The organism is Veillonella rodentium (assembly GCF_900187285.1).
Taxonomy (GTDB): Bacteria; Bacillota; Negativicutes; order Veillonellales; family Veillonellaceae; genus Veillonella; species Veillonella rodentium.
The window spans coordinates 1,008,337-1,021,197 of sequence record NZ_LT906470.1 but is presented as its reverse complement, the minus strand read 5'-3'; the positions used below and the strand labels follow the sequence as shown (position 1 = coordinate 1,021,197).

Annotated in this window: 17 protein-coding genes; 1 reads left to right on the top strand and 16 read right to left on the bottom strand. The window is 40.7% G+C overall.

What is annotated here, in order from left to right:
• Position 1: 1 nt before the first annotated feature.
• The 14 genes from CKV62_RS04630 to cobU all read right to left on the bottom strand — a co-directional run bounded on the left by CKV62_RS04630 (position 2) and on the right by cobU (position 11,414).
• A complete protein-coding gene (locus CKV62_RS04630) occupies positions 2–946 on the bottom strand; it encodes a Kae1-like domain-containing protein (protein WP_095065907.1) in 945 nt (314 codons plus the stop codon).
• Positions 946–1,350 carry a transcription antitermination factor NusB gene (gene nusB / locus CKV62_RS04625; protein WP_095065906.1) on the bottom strand — a complete coding sequence of 135 codons (405 nt, stop codon included), beginning with the start codon at positions 1,348–1,350 and terminating at the stop codon, positions 946–948. The genes CKV62_RS04630 and nusB overlap by 1 nt, the downstream gene beginning before the upstream one ends.
• Positions 1,340–1,735, bottom strand: coding sequence for an Asp23/Gls24 family envelope stress response protein (locus tag CKV62_RS04620; RefSeq protein WP_095065905.1), 396 nt, complete (start codon positions 1,733–1,735; stop codon positions 1,340–1,342). Before CKV62_RS04620 ends, nusB begins: the two co-directional genes overlap by 11 nt.
• 9 nt (positions 1,736–1,744) lie before the next feature.
• Entirely contained in the window at positions 1,745–2,125 is a 381-nt protein-coding gene (locus tag CKV62_RS04615) for an Asp23/Gls24 family envelope stress response protein (RefSeq protein WP_095065904.1), read from the bottom strand.
• 137 nt (positions 2,126–2,262) lie between these two features.
• Positions 2,263–2,820 (bottom strand): elongation factor P, encoded by a 558-nt coding sequence (gene efp, locus CKV62_RS04610; protein WP_038115007.1) that lies wholly within the window; start codon positions 2,818–2,820, stop codon positions 2,263–2,265.
• Positions 2,821–2,835: 15 nt separating this feature from the next.
• Positions 2,836–3,909: a M24 family metallopeptidase gene (locus CKV62_RS04605; protein ID WP_095065903.1), complete on the bottom strand. Its 1,074-nt coding sequence runs from the start codon at positions 3,907–3,909 to the stop codon at positions 2,836–2,838.
• A gap of 70 nt (positions 3,910–3,979) precedes the next feature.
• Positions 3,980–4,678: a pseudouridine synthase gene (locus CKV62_RS04600; RefSeq protein WP_095065902.1), complete on the bottom strand. Its 699-nt coding sequence runs from the start codon at positions 4,676–4,678 to the stop codon at positions 3,980–3,982.
• A complete protein-coding gene (cobC, locus tag CKV62_RS04595; protein ID WP_095065901.1) occupies positions 4,678–5,316 on the bottom strand; it encodes an alpha-ribazole phosphatase in 639 nt (212 codons plus the stop codon). The genes CKV62_RS04600 and cobC overlap by 1 nt, the downstream gene beginning before the upstream one ends.
• 8 nt (positions 5,317–5,324) lie before the next feature.
• Positions 5,325–6,455, bottom strand: a complete 1,131-nt coding sequence (locus CKV62_RS04590; RefSeq protein ID WP_095065900.1) for a pyridoxal phosphate-dependent aminotransferase — start codon at positions 6,453–6,455, stop codon at positions 5,325–5,327.
• A gap of 30 nt (positions 6,456–6,485) precedes the next feature.
• Positions 6,486–7,151: a GHMP family kinase ATP-binding protein gene (locus CKV62_RS04585; protein ID WP_231968386.1), complete on the bottom strand. Its 666-nt coding sequence runs from the start codon at positions 7,149–7,151 to the stop codon at positions 6,486–6,488.
• Positions 7,152–7,425: 274 nt separating this feature from the next.
• Complete coding sequence (gene cobS, locus CKV62_RS04580) at positions 7,426–8,319, bottom strand: adenosylcobinamide-GDP ribazoletransferase (protein WP_095065899.1); 894 nt, start codon at positions 8,317–8,319, stop codon at positions 7,426–7,428.
• Positions 8,316–9,311 carry an adenosylcobinamide-phosphate synthase CbiB gene (cbiB, locus tag CKV62_RS04575; RefSeq protein WP_095065898.1) on the bottom strand — a complete coding sequence of 332 codons (996 nt, stop codon included), beginning with the start codon at positions 9,309–9,311 and terminating at the stop codon, positions 8,316–8,318. The genes cobS and cbiB overlap by 4 nt, the downstream gene beginning before the upstream one ends.
• Positions 9,312–9,325: 14 nt before the next feature.
• Complete coding sequence (locus tag CKV62_RS04570) at positions 9,326–10,843, bottom strand: cobyric acid synthase (RefSeq protein WP_095065897.1); 1,518 nt, start codon at positions 10,841–10,843, stop codon at positions 9,326–9,328.
• Entirely contained in the window at positions 10,836–11,414 is a 579-nt protein-coding gene (gene cobU / locus CKV62_RS04565; protein WP_095065896.1) for a bifunctional adenosylcobinamide kinase/adenosylcobinamide-phosphate guanylyltransferase, read from the bottom strand. The genes CKV62_RS04570 and cobU overlap by 8 nt, the downstream gene beginning before the upstream one ends.
• Before the next feature lie 63 nt (positions 11,415–11,477).
• Between cobU and CKV62_RS04560 the strand changes: the two genes are divergently transcribed.
• Complete coding sequence (locus CKV62_RS04560) at positions 11,478–11,813, top strand: hypothetical protein (RefSeq protein ID WP_095065895.1); 336 nt, start codon at positions 11,478–11,480, stop codon at positions 11,811–11,813.
• A gap of 45 nt (positions 11,814–11,858) precedes the next feature.
• Here the strand turns inward: CKV62_RS04560 and CKV62_RS04555 are convergent, their stop codons facing one another.
• Together CKV62_RS04555 and ndk are read right to left on the bottom strand one after the other, a co-directional pair.
• A complete protein-coding gene (locus CKV62_RS04555) occupies positions 11,859–12,374 on the bottom strand; it encodes a cob(I)yrinic acid a,c-diamide adenosyltransferase (RefSeq protein WP_038114983.1) in 516 nt (171 codons plus the stop codon).
• A 67-nt stretch (positions 12,375–12,441) separates the two neighbouring features.
• Complete coding sequence (gene ndk, locus CKV62_RS04550; protein ID WP_095065894.1) at positions 12,442–12,849, bottom strand: nucleoside-diphosphate kinase; 408 nt, start codon at positions 12,847–12,849, stop codon at positions 12,442–12,444.
• Positions 12,850–12,861: the final 12 nt, after the last annotated feature.

Here is a 12,861-nt window from a genome sequence, read left to right as displayed (position 1 = left end):
ATTATATGATAACCTCTTGTAAAAAAGCCGCCCCGAATGCATTACCTGTCGCATTATCAACGGAAAACCGAGGATCTGCTACATGTAATTGTATATGTTGACGTTTACAATATTGTTCGAGCCGTTTTCGTAAAATGGAATTACTCATGACTCCACCCACCGCAACGAGTGTTCTTACCGGATATTTCTCTAAATGGTAGGTAAACATTTTTTCCAAAGAATTGCCGATACATGAAAAGACGGCACGCGCCAGATCAGACTTATCCACATTTGGCTCAATCCGCCTCATAGCGGCGCTACAAGGACCGGCAAAACTGATCCATCCCTCTTTTACAGAGGACGGCAATGAATTGTAGGATTCAGCTTGTAATGCGAGTAATTCTAGTTCGCGTCCGGCAGGAAATGACAGTCCCATCGCGACACCGATACGATCCACAAATTGACCGCCCTGTAAATCTTTAGATCCGCCGATGATATGAGATGTAAACATACCGTTTCCTTCATATCGGCAATGAACGAGTTCCGTTGTACCGCCCGATAAATGTAATGCCAAAAACGGCTCTGTCGGTATAGTCTTTATATTCCGTAAAGCCGCCAGGATATGATTTTCCTGATGGGAAAAGATATGAAGCGGCACATCCATCAAATAGCTTAATGTCTGTCCTTGTCCCAACCCCACCATGAATGCCGGCATATAAGAACATTCTTCACGGCGAGGAAATCCGCTGACACCGATACCTTCGATAGATACCTTGGGAAGTTGTTTGATTAAATCGGGTAATGCTCTCGTATGTTGAAATACCATATTTGATTGTTGCAGCCCTCGTTCGCCGGCTTTTACATGGAGGAGTTTTCGCGCTTCTCCGACAATATTGAAGTTGTTGTCGACAATAGCGCAACTGGTCGTATAGCAACTCGTATCGATACCTAAATAATAACGCTTCATTACTTGCTCTTATTGTATGCATCCAGTATGGCGTTTACCAGCTTATAGGATGCATCGGACCCGAAAACTTTTGCCAATTGAACCGCCTCATTGATAGCAATGGAGGGCTCCAATGATTCTTTATCATTTGTCATTTCCCAAAGGGCCAATCGTAAAATTGTGCGATCCACCTTATCCAGATGTTCAACCTTCCGGCTTTTGCAAAATGGTTGTAATTGTTGATCCAGATTATTTTGATTTGCTAATACGCCCTGTACTATTGACTTAGCATATTCCATATTCATGGCTTTCGGTACATCCCCTTCAGGAAATTGTACATCCACTTGATCGGTATGAAATTCATTGGCAAATAATAATTGAAAAGCATATTGACGGGCTTCTCGTCGATTTTTTTTAGTTCCCATGTGAAGTCGGCTCCTTTTCTTTCACAATCCCTTCAATATGTACATCCACCTTTACATGGTCAAGATCGAGCATATTTTTTAAGGTCTGTTGTATTTCTATTTGTAACTGTTTGGACAAGTCGATGAGATTATATCCATATAGAGCTTTAATATATATATTGACCTCTAAAAATCCTTTGCGATGCTTTACGTTAATCCCCGGTAAATTACGTTGACCAAAGGCATGTGTAATACCTTCTACCAGTTCATCATAAAAACGGGGGCTCAACGAGTGAATCCCCGGGATAGTTCCCAGCGTTTTAGTCGCCACATCAATAATAACCGAATCGGCAATGTTAATAGTATCCACATCGAGTCCATAATTTAGTTTATTATCTGAAGTCATAGATACCTCCTATGTCTGAGGTGTGGGTACAAGATCGTCAAAAACGATATCCTGTACAACAATATCAATAGTTTGTACTTCAATTTCAGTATAGGATACCAATGCTGTTTTAATACGTTCCTGTAATCGCAAAGCTACATCAGGAATTCGATATCCGTATTGAATGCACACATATAATGTAACCGCAATCGCACCTTCATCATTAAAAGATATCTTAACGCCTTCATGATCGGTTTTGCGACGAAGTAGGGTATTTACTCCATCGTTAAAGGTGGAGCTCATATGATGAACACCCTTAGTATCCAAAGCGGTAATGGTAACAATGGTGGCATACACATCATCACTGATCTTAATTTTTCCAGATTCTAGTTCAGTATTTTTTTTAGTCATACTGGCCTCTTTCATAAAAAAGCACTTATCCCCTATATATAATTACATAGACGACAAGTGCTCATAGTGTAAATGTTACGATATATGGGGAATAAAATTCCATGAAAAGATCTGTCCCCAATACATATCAAAACGTATTAGGCGCGTTCGATGTATTGACCTGTACGAGTATCAATACGAAGTACATCATCTACTTCAATAAAGAGAGGTACTTTTACAGTATAGCCGGTTTCGAGTACAGCCGGTTTGTTACCGCCCGTTGCAGTATCGCCACGGATGCCGGGATCTGTTTCAACAACACGAAGTTCCACAGCTACAGGCAAATCAAGACCGATTACGATACCTTGGAAGAACATGATAGAAACTTCCATATTTTCGAGAAGGAAATTTTTAGCATCACCTAATTGTTCAACATTCAATTCAACTTGATCATAGGTTTCGTTATCCATGAATGTATAAGCACCGTCGGATTCATACAAGTATTGCATACGACGACGATCAACATGTGCTTTAGGCACTTTTTCACCGGCATTGAATGTACGTTCAACTACGGAACCGGTTTGCAAATTTTTCATTTTTGTACGCACGAATGCCGCACCTTTACCGGGTTTTACGTGTTGAAAGTCAACTATCTGCCATACATTACCGTCAATTTCAACGGTTACACCTGGACGAAAATCATTACTGGAAATCATCTAACTCTTCTCCTTTTAAATACCTATTTCAACTAACTCTTTCGGACTGTGTGTCAACACCTCATAGCCGTCAGATTTGACGATGACACTATCCTCTATTCTCAATCCGATAACACCGGATATGTAAATTCCCGGTTCTACCGTAATGATCATATTTTCTTCAAATACCGTATCGGATTTCGGATTGGCTACCGGTTCCTCATGAATCTCAAGCCCTACACCGTGACCGGTCCCATGGTTAAACTCCTTGGTATAACCTTTATCACGTATATAGTCACGACAAACCGAATCCAGTTCTTTGCCTGTAATACCGGCTCGAACTGCGGCAACACCTCTTTTTTGTGCTTCCAATACGATACTGTACAATTTTTTTTGCTCATCTGACGCCGGTCCCATAACTATGGTTCGGGTCATATCGGAATGATACCCCTTATATACGGCACCAAAATCAAAGGTCACAAAATCTCCGATTTCAATTACCTTATCACTGGCTACACCGTGAGGCATACTGGAGCGTTTGCCTGAAGCGACGATGGTCGCAAAAGACGGTTCTTCCGAACCGCGCTTTAGCATTTCCGTTTCTAAGACGATTCGCGCCTCATTTTCTGTCATACCGACCCTTAATTGCGGTAATAATGCGGAAAATGCGTCTTCCCCAATCCTGGCAGCTTTCCGCAATAAATCGAGCTCATCTTCTCTCTTTACGGCACGAAGCTTAGCAAAATTAATAGACGTAAAATTAAACCGTTCATCCAACGTATCACATAAGGTCTCATATGTATCGACAGGCATATATTTACCTTCTATACCGAAAAATCCCTCATGAATATGATTATCGTTGCAAATATCTACAAGAGAATCCATAACAGTCGTTTCATATTGAATTACCTCATACCCCTCACATTGCATTTGAGCCTGTTCGGTATATCTGAAATCGGTAATCATAAACGCTTTTTCCGAGGTGATAACCGCAAAGCCAGTAGATCCTGTAAATCCTGCAAAATAGTGAAGATTTGTAGGACTCACTAAAATAACACCTGTTAACTCTTGTTCTTTAATATACTGCTGTAGCCGATTTAATCCGTTCATAATCATGCTCCTAGTCTATAAAGTACATCTAATATTACCATAAATTGCCTATATTGAATAGGATTTCATGCTACTTTTTAAATGCGTCCACCTCTGATGGGGTTAATTCCAGCATGGATCCGACCGTCTCGATACCGTTTAAATCAACAGATCCGATGGAAAGGCGCTTTAAATAAGTTACCGTTCCTCCCGCAGCACCGATCATGCGTTTTGCCTGGTGATACTTTCCCTCTTCGATTGTTATGTGCAAAGTGTTTTGCGAAAGAATTTCTAATTCAGCCGGTTTACAGATCGTTCCGTCACCTAATACAATTCCCTCACGGATGCGCTGCAATCCGTCAGCTGATAATGTACCGTCATACTCAACATAGTATACCTTTGGTATATGTTTATGACCGTTTATGATAGAATGCCCCCATATACCGTCGTTAGTCAATAACAGAAGGCCTTCCGTGTCCTTATCAAGACGTCCTACGGGGACGACGCCCATCTTCCGAAATTCAGGCGGCAGTAAATCCATCACGACAGGATGCATCGGGTCTTCCACAGCTGTCACATACCCTTTCGGCTTATGAAACTTAATATAGTATGCCTGCGTACTATTAACCGGTTGCCCGTCAACAGTGATATTATCCGAATCCAGATCAATATGCATATCTTTTTTTGTTGCCACTATCCCATTCACAGATACACGTTTATCTTTGATAATTTGATGTACTTCCTTGCGACTGCCGTAGGCTTTATTGGCCAATAGTTTATCAAGTCTCATTACTGATGTCCCTGTAACGTATCTACGTGAGCCGTATCATTCAATAGGTTCAGTATATTATGATCGAATTCACCCATGCCATTGTAAAAGACACGATTAATCGCCGTGTTGCCTTGACTGAAATTCCAGCAATGACTAATGGAGATATCCAGCAATTTGCATAACAATGTCCGAATGGTGCCGCCATGACAAGTAATGAGTAATGTTTCCTCTTCGTCATTAGCGGAGATAAAATCTTCCAGTCCTGCCCATGCGCGCTCCTGTAATTCCTTAAAGCTTTCACCATTTGGAACTCTGACAATATGAGGTTTTAAATACATTTCATCGATTAAACCGGGCCAACGTTCTTCAATTTCTGAAAACAATAAAGCCTCCCAATCTCCGAAGTTTAATTCCCGCAATCGTTTATCAGTCGTGATCGGTATCGACTGCTCTTGTCGAATCGATTCGGCCGTCACCAATGCACGCGATAAATCGCTTGATAAAATTCTGTCAAAGTGTACATGACTGAGAGCCTCACCACAAGCCTTAGCCTGTGCCAACCCGTTTTTATTCAAAGGAACATCAGTGATACCCTGATATTTTCCCATCTTATTCCAGTCAGTTTCACCGTGACGAACGATATATAACGTTTTCATATATTTTCCTATGTCTTAAATATTTCTTCCATTATACCTGATACGGCCACATTTGATTCATGGTCCTTGATAGCCAGACGAATCCATTGATTACCCAGTCCTTCATAGTTGTCACAATTACGCACAATCATGTTATGCTTCTTCAAAACTTCATTGATCGAATCCGCTGTAATACCGTCTCTCTCAATGTGTAACAGCATGAAGTTCGCTGATGGCGGATATACCGTAATGCCTTCTATAGCCGACAAACTTTGATACATAAACTTCTGTTCGTCCTGTAAGTCGGATTTTGTTCGTTTTACGTAATCGGAATCATTGAGGGCTGCCTCCAGATAGGCCTGTGCCAAAGTATTGACAGACCAGGCTGGAATAAAAGATTGTAGCTGTTTAATGATATTCGGATTTGCAAATACAGCACCGATTCTTAGCCCCGGCACGGCATAAAATTTAGTAAAGGAATGAACTATAATGATGTTATCAAATTCATTAATGAGCTGTCGCATGGATTGCTCATTATCACGAAGCATATCATTTCCAACAAAATCTATAAATGACTCATCGATGACGAGCAGACTGCTTGCATCGGCTAACATACCGGCAAGGATACGTATATGGTTGATATCAAGTAAAGTTCCGTCCGGATTATTTGGATTCCCCAGGAAAACGATAACTCTACCGTCCTGCCCCTTTAATTCTGCCGAAAATGTTTCTAATGCTAAATAAGGTATCTCAAAATACGGTACACCATTATCATCGATACGGGATCGATAGAATATATCACGGACCGGAATATGACTGGCCTCCAAAGCTTCTTTATATTCAGAAAATCCCGGCGCTGGAACAAATGCCCCTGTATAATTCGGCAGACGACAAATCGCGTAGAGCAGTTCAGCCGCTCCGTTCCCCACAACGATCTGGTTTTTATCTACGCCATATGTATCGGCAATCGCATTTAATACATCGTCATTTGTAGCATCCGGATAATGATTAATATACCGCAATCGTTTATGTAGCGCATCAAGTCCTTTCTGATTAGGTCCTAACGGATTAATATTAGCGCTGAAATCGATAACTTCATACGGTTCAATACGTTGTTCATGGGCAAACTTAAAAATATTGCCCCCATGTATATCTGACATAATATTCTCTTTCTGTTATAAACTTTATTTTCATCGCTTGATATAGGTCAATCCCTCATTGGTTGTTTCTACAGTATCTACATACGTTAGATGTGGTAAAGTTCGCATGATTTCATGCTTACAATCATCAATACCGCGATAATCAACGGGAAATAATAAGCCCATAATAGTACCGCTATGAGCGATAATAGTACCGACACTATGATAATGTACACCGATATCGTGAAAGTTGTATAAATCAGGTTTATATAGAATTCGTTGATTGCCGAAGGCGCTCAATGTAGCGGCTTGCCCGATAAGATTAATATCATGGGTCTTTAATCCTCGTTTAAAAAGATCCAATGATTCTTTTATAATTGGTTCTTTCTCCTTGATTTTTTCCGTTAAATCATCCTGTCGGTTGAAAGCAATCGTATCGATACTGCCGCCTTCATCAAAAACGAGAATGTTTAAGGGGGGACACATACCTAAATGTTCGGATATAGTCCCTTTAAAATAGTCAAATTGCGTAATTCCCGGATAAAACGAAGCATCTGTAGGTTCAACGGTTAAGCAGATACGCTCCAGCTCTTTAAATGATAATTCACGATGTATTGCAAGGGCTGTCGCCATGGCCGTAACGGCGATATCAGCGGAACTGGATGCCATCCCCTTTCCTTGTAAAATGTCCGATCTCACATATACTGATGTATCCATTTTATCCTGTTGGTTTCTATCTAAAACAAGTTGTCTGGCACGAGCTGATTTTGGTTGCAGGGAACAAAAGTAATTATAAAAAGGATGTTTCACATCGCTTAATGCATAGGAGTATCGATTTATGGGACAAGTCACTAAAAAGGACTGTCCATCAATGGACCCTTGGAGAAATTCTCCACATGTACCGGGGGCTCTCACATAATAGGTCACCATGAACTCCTTTCATCAAATGCATTAATATTAGGCCGGAGGTAAATACTTTGTGATTTACATTCTAAAATACTGCTGGATTGGATGCAACCGTAGCGGATAAGATAGATAAAATGATGATATATACAAATAAAAGCAATACCTCTGTCACTTCTGTAACAAAACCATATGTATCGCCTGTAGTACCGCCCAATTGTTTTACGATATATCCGTTTAAAGCTATATTGATAACATAAGCGATAATCATGCTTACCACATTGATTTGGAAAATACCTAATGTAGCGTATACCAAAATGCCTAACCCTGCTATATATTCTACATCAGGCACGGAAATCACCGCATAGATTCCATATAGTACGGTATACAAAATGCTGCCGATGAAAAGCAATATAAGAGGCATACAGAATGTAGAAATCGTATTATATAGCATCACATGCTTGGGGGCAAAATTTGCAAAGGCCGCGCCCATGCCTTCTTTACGCGCATAAGGATACGCTCGAATACTGAATACCATGGTCCATCGACTCATGAGAGGCATCATGATAAGTGCCATCGGAATAAATTCAGCGGATGGAATAGCCGCCAATAATTGCCATTTTAAAAGCGTAACAAAAATAAAGGCAACGACCCCGAATGAACCAACATGACTATCCTTCATGATTTCAAGCTTTTGCTCCCGCTCACGGCCGGAAAACAATCCGTCGCTGGTATCCATCAAGCCATCCGCATGAAGTCCTCCGGTCACCAGAAACTCAGCTACTACGATGATCAGCATTAGGGGCATGCGGGGTATAAATAAGGACAAAATACCGTATAATAAAGCCAAGGATAATCCTATAATCAAGCCTACATAAGGAAAAGCGGCCACGGATTTACCGAAATCCTCTACTGACCAATCTGTCTGGTTTACTAATTTTATACGTGTTAAAAATTGCAATGCAATAAAGAAAGGTGTCATTGTTCCATCATCCCATAGGTTATAACTGTACTGATAATAACCATCAGCAATGTTGTAAAGTACATCATATAAATAGATCTCGTAATATGATTGCGATTCATAGCTTCAATAGGGTCGCCCATATATTCGCGAAAGGTCATTTTATTGAAATATTGATTGTATCCGCCTAAACGAATGTGTAAGGCTCCTGCTACCGGTGCTTCGGCATAACCGCCATTTGGACTTGGATGCTTATTGGCATCTCGAAATCCTATTTTTAAAGCCGACTTTGCATCAAATCGTAGGAAAAATGCGGATATGACTAGAAGAATAAATGTAATACGGGCCGGAATCCAATTTAAGATATCATCCAAACGGGCCGCTACACGACCGAAAAATAGATATTTCTGATTTTTATACCCCATCATGGAGTCCATCGTATTTGCGGTTCTATAAAGAATAGCACCCATCGAACCGCCAAGGATGAAGAAAAATAGCGGTGCAACGATACCGTCAACTGTATTTTCAGCAATTGTTTCTACCGTAGCGCGTGTAATTTCACCTTCATCAAGATCGGCTGTATCACGACCTACGATCCAGGATAGTCGTTGGCGGGCACCTTCAATGTTTCCATGTTTTAAAAGTTGTCCGATTTCAAAGCCCGCTCCTGCTAAAGAACGAGGTGAAATAGAAATATAAAGTAAAAGTACTTCAATGGCGTAATAAACCCATTCGTGAATCACGCCGCCAATCCAAAGTATAAGCGAAGCGAGAATATATACGATCAATAAAATAAGACCTACCGCAATACCTCCGTACCATAATTTCTTTGTATCATTATCGGTTTCCTTGTAAAGAACGGCTTCAAAAAAGGAGATAATGCGTCCGATAATCGCTACCGGATGATATTTACTTTTAGGATCGCCTATAAAGATATCCAATAAAAATGCTAACACAGGAATACAAACTAAACTATATTTTGTAAACCATTGCCATATTGTTAACTGTTCCATTTAAATCCTCTATGTTAATTCAAATTAGACATGATATAATTCATATCCAGATGTTCTTCCACGATATCAGCCAAGCGATTATATGCCGCATCCTTATGTTCAAAATAATGGAATACGACATCCAGCGGTTTCAATCCCTTTCGTTCACGCAATTGGTTAATGATAAAACGTCTAAATTCGTCATTATCGAATATGCCGTGAATATACGTTCCCATGACCTGGTGATTTCCATCAATAAAACCGTCCACCACCTGTACAGGTGTTTCACTGCGACTTGTGATAGAAAAACATCTTGTAACGGAATCTTCCAGCGGGGTCGTATCCCCCATATGAATCTCATAACCTACTAAATCCGAGCCCGTATAGGTGCCGTTAAGAAACTGTAAGTTCGATGCGTTGAATTGAACCTGATGAGTTGTTTTTTGATCCTTCATGGTCGTTGTCGATTCAACGAGTCCAAGGCCCTCTACTTCATCGATATCACCTTCCATGTGATGCGGATCAAAAATCGTCTTACCGAGCATTTGATTCCCTCCACATACACCGATAACAGGTATTCCGGCAGCAGCTAGCTTCTTAATCTCTTCAGCAAAGCCGGAATTTCGCAGATATGTAAGATCCGCCAAGGTATTTTTAGAACCGGGCAATATGATGAGATCCGGTTCGCCTATTACGTCTCCCGGTCCTACAAAGCGCACTGAAACATCCGGTTCATAATTGAGCGCATCAAAATCCGTAAAATTGGAAATCTTCGGGGTCTGTATAACGACAACTTGAATGTCCTTGCCGCCGCTGTTGTGTTTATTCTCCAATGCTACGGAATCTTCTTCATCAATATCAAGATTTTCAATAGCAGGAATAACACCGACCACCTTTTTACCGGTTTTTTCCTCTATAAATGTCAACGCCGGTTCCAATAACTTAATATCTCCGCGGAACTTATTGATTACAATGCCTTTAATTAAATTCCGTTCTTCAGGCTCCAGTAAGTCTAATGTACCTACAATTGATGCGATAGCACCACCGCGGTCGATGTCGGCAATGAGATAAACAGGTGCATTAGTCATCTTTGCAATGCGCATATTGACGATGTCGTTAGCCTTGAGATTAACTTCCGCAGGGCTTCCGGCCCCTTCGATGACAATCATATCAAAATTGGAATTCAAAAAATCGATGGATTCCTTGACCTTATCCAGTGCAGTTAATGAATATTTTGTGTGATATTCATTAGCGCTATATACACCTACAGGTTTTCCCATGAGAACAACTTGAGATGACTGATTACCTGTAGGTTTTAATAAAACCGGATTCATCTGAACGATCGGATCAATGCCGGCAGCCTCCGCCTGTGCCACCTGAGCACGACCGATTTCATCGCCCCATTTCGTAACGTATGAATTGAGGGCCATATTTTGAGCTTTAAAAGGAACTGTTTTATACCCTTTGCGGTAAAAAATTCGACATAAAGCGGTACACAGAATGCTTTTACCTACGTTGGAACTGGTTCCTTGAAACATGATTTTTTTAGCCATTTATATGAACCTCCTGAGATTTTAATTCAATGGTTACACCGCTAATCGTCAAATATAACTGGTCTGCCGCATCGGCTACCGCGCGATTAACACGCCCCGCAATATCTCTGAAATACCGAGCCAATTTATTATCAGGTACAATACCCAATCCGATTTCATTCGTAACAAATATAACGGTCTTATCTTCCGTTGATTGAATCGCCTTCAATAATGTATGTAACTCTGAAAGTATAGATGCTTCTAGCTCATTTACATCTTCTTGTCCCGTGATAGAGCCGTGTTTTAACATATGATTCGTGGTAAACATGGTCAGACAATCAATGAGCACCACATCAGCAGATGAGGAAATATCGTCCCATGATGATGCAAGATGAAGCGGTACTTCATAGTTTCTCCATAACGCCCCTCGTCTCTCCTGATGCTTTTTGATTCGATCCGACATCTCATCATCAAAGGCTTGCCCTGTCGCCACATAGGCCTTTTGTCCTTCGAATGAAAGCGCTAAAGATTCCGCAAATTCACTTTTTCCGCTACGTGCTCCACCGGAACACAAGATAATTCTGGATTTCATAATGCACCTATACAAGAATTTATAATTTCAGTATCATTATAAGTATAACAAAGGAGCGATACTATGGAAATTATGAATATGAAATTAAAAATGATGGCCACCTTATGGGATAATACCTATCGAGTAGCTATCGACGACGGTCAAGGTAAATACATCGGTACCGTACGCGTGGTGGTAAATGTACCTCTACCTCCGGAGGCGTTACCAGATAATGCACCGCAGGTAGAACCACAACTATTGGTTCTCGTGGAGGATTTCGACTTTGGCGCTGACAAAATCATCAGCTTTGAAGCGACATTATCAGATTTATTACGAGAAAAATTCAGATATGAAATTCCTCATATCTTCTTCTATTACCCAAGCCCTCAAGATGTATTAAACCAAACTATATCTCAATAAGGTCTATAACGAGCAAAAAGCTATGTATAAACATAGCTTTTTTATTTATTCAGCTCCGATTTCTTCCTCTACGCGGCACAGGATAAAGCAAAGGTCCGATAAGCGGTTTAAATATCGCAAATTCGATTCATGAACGCTTTCGCCGCTATCTAATACACGCCATAAAGCTCGTTCTGCACGGCGTGCTATCGTTCTCGCTACATGCAAATACGCAGAGGATCGTTTATCCCCTGGAACGACAAAATTAGATAGAGGTTCTAATTTCTCATCAAATTTATCGATCACTTTTTCAAGATGCCTTACCTGTTGGTCCGTTACATCCGGAGCCTTATTGAGGCTCGCGATATCCGCCATCAGCGTCCATAATGTACGTTCCAAATCATATAATTCTACTTGAACTCGCGCATTTTCCGCATACGCTCTGGCAAGACCTATAAAGGCCTGTAATTCATCGATTATACCATAAGCTTCCACTCGTAATGATGATTTCGGTACTCTTTCGCCCGTATATAAACCTGTCGTACCGGTATCACCCGTTTTAGTATATACACTACTAGCCATATAAATACCTCCTTATAAAGAGAACATGATACGAATGTAAACGAGTTACATGATATGAACGTTAAAATTATTTATATTCCGGAAACCAAAGATGTACTTCACGCGCTGCCGATTCAGGAGAATCGGACGCATGAACCACATTGGAATCCATCGTTAAAGCATAGTCACCACGAATACTGCCAGGGGCCGCATCTACAGGATTAGTAGCCCCGTTTAAAGCACGTACAGATACAATTGCATTTTCACCTGCTAAAACAAATGCAAGAACAGGTCCGGATGTAATAAAGTCAACTAATTCACCGAAGAACGGTTTGTCTTTATGCTCCGCATAATGCTCTTCCGCCAGTTCACGAGGCACCTGTAGCAGTTTTAATGCCTTAATCACAAGACCTTTACGTTCATAACGGCTTAGAATTTCACCGCTTAATTGGCGTTTTACACCATCCGGTTTGATTAAAACTAATGTTTCTTGCATGGCTTACCTCCT

Bases quoted from the DNA above. Each gene is read 5' to 3' on its own strand.
- CKV62_RS04590 (WP_095065900.1), bottom strand. From the start codon at position 6,455: ATGTCAGATATACATGGGGGCAATATTTTTAAGTTTGCCCATGAACAA.
- cbiB (WP_095065898.1), bottom strand. From the start codon at position 9,311: ATGGAACAGTTAACAATATGGCAATGGTTTACAAAATATAGTTTAGTT.
- ndk (WP_095065894.1), bottom strand. From the start codon at position 12,849: ATGCAAGAAACATTAGTTTTAATCAAACCGGATGGTGTAAAACGCCAA.
- CKV62_RS04585 (WP_231968386.1), bottom strand. From the start codon at position 7,151: ATGGATACATCAGTATATGTGAGATCGGACATTTTACAAGGAAAGGGG.
- CKV62_RS04605 (WP_095065903.1), bottom strand. From the start codon at position 3,909: ATGAACGGATTAAATCGGCTACAGCAGTATATTAAAGAACAAGAGTTA.
- cobU (WP_095065896.1), bottom strand. From the start codon at position 11,414: ATGAAATCCAGAATTATCTTGTGTTCCGGTGGAGCACGTAGCGGAAAA.
- nusB (WP_095065906.1), bottom strand. From the start codon at position 1,350: ATGGGAACTAAAAAAAATCGACGAGAAGCCCGTCAATATGCTTTTCAA.
- CKV62_RS04630 (WP_095065907.1), bottom strand. From the start codon at position 946: ATGAAGCGTTATTATTTAGGTATCGATACGAGTTGCTATACGACCAGT.
- cobC (WP_095065901.1), bottom strand. From the start codon at position 5,316: ATGAAAACGTTATATATCGTTCGTCACGGTGAAACTGACTGGAATAAG.
- CKV62_RS04560 (WP_095065895.1), top strand. From the start codon at position 11,478: ATGGAAATTATGAATATGAAATTAAAAATGATGGCCACCTTATGGGAT.
- CKV62_RS04620 (WP_095065905.1), bottom strand. From the start codon at position 1,735: ATGACTTCAGATAATAAACTAAATTATGGACTCGATGTGGATACTATT.
- efp (WP_038115007.1), bottom strand. From the start codon at position 2,820: ATGATTTCCAGTAATGATTTTCGTCCAGGTGTAACCGTTGAAATTGAC.
- CKV62_RS04615 (WP_095065904.1), bottom strand. From the start codon at position 2,125: ATGACTAAAAAAAATACTGAACTAGAATCTGGAAAAATTAAGATCAGT.
- CKV62_RS04570 (WP_095065897.1), bottom strand. From the start codon at position 10,843: ATGGCTAAAAAAATCATGTTTCAAGGAACCAGTTCCAACGTAGGTAAA.
- cobS (WP_095065899.1), bottom strand. From the start codon at position 8,319: ATGACACCTTTCTTTATTGCATTGCAATTTTTAACACGTATAAAATTA.
- CKV62_RS04555 (WP_038114983.1), bottom strand. From the start codon at position 12,374: ATGGCTAGTAGTGTATATACTAAAACGGGTGATACCGGTACGACAGGT.
- CKV62_RS04600 (WP_095065902.1), bottom strand. From the start codon at position 4,678: ATGAGACTTGATAAACTATTGGCCAATAAAGCCTACGGCAGTCGCAAG.